Source organism: Inquilinus limosus MP06, assembly GCF_000767795.1.
GTDB classification, from domain to species: domain Bacteria; phylum Pseudomonadota; class Alphaproteobacteria; order DSM-16000; family Inquilinaceae; genus Inquilinus; species Inquilinus limosus_E.
The window spans coordinates 1-819 of record NZ_JANX01001098.1 but is presented as its reverse complement, the minus strand read 5'-3'; the positions used below and the strand labels follow the sequence as shown (position 1 = coordinate 819).

Sequence of the window (819 nt, the reverse complement as noted above, 5' to 3'; positions counted from 1 at the left end):
CGAGCCAGGGCGCCTTGGCCGGCCCGTCCGGCAGCCAGGCCAGCACCAGCAGGCCCAGCAGGCAGGCCGGCAGCCCCTCGATGATGAACAGCCACTGCCAGCCCTTCAGTCCGAACCAGAGATGGGCGCTGTCGAGGATCAGGCCGGAGATCGGGGCGCCGACCGCGCTGGCCAGCGGCACCGCGGCCATGAACAGGGCGACGAAGCGGGCCCGTCGCGCCGCCGGGAACCAGTAGGTCAGGTATAGGATCATGCCCGGCAGGAACCCGGCCTCTGCCGCGCCCAGCAGGAAGCGCAGGATGGTGTAGCCCCAGATGCCCTGGACGAAGGCCATGGCGGCCGAGATCAGCCCCCAGGTCACCATGATCCGGCAGATCCACAGCCGCGCGCCGACCTTCTCCAGGATCACGTTGCTCGGCACCTCGAACAGGAAGTAGCCGAAGAAGAACACCCCGGCGCCCCAGCCGAAGACATAGGGGGTGATGCCCAGGTCGGCGTTCATGGTCAGGGCGGCGAAGCCGACATTCACCCGGTCGAGGAAGCTGACCAGGTACAGGACGATCATGAAGGGGATCAGGCGCAGGCTCACCTTGCGGTACAGCGCCTCGCGATCGGCTTCCGGCACCTCGATCCTCCCTCTCCGCCGCGCGGTCCCCGCGACTCGTCGCCGAGCGTAGGAACGGATTGCCGATCGCGGAAGCCAAATCCGGTGATCCTGCCTATAAGGGAGCGTGATCGGACGGCCGCGGCCGAATCCGGCGAGACGGGAGGCAATGCGATGACGGGTGGAGAGCTGCGCTGGTCGGCGGCGGCGGAGGC

At 68.5% G+C, this 819-nt stretch carries 1 protein-coding gene; it reads right to left on the bottom strand.

The window, feature by feature from the left end:
- The coding region (locus tag P409_RS35430) for an MFS transporter (RefSeq protein ID WP_238578862.1) at nucleotides 1-625 on the bottom strand (625 nt) is incomplete at its 3' end.
- Between the last annotated feature and the right edge of the window lie 194 nt (nucleotides 626-819).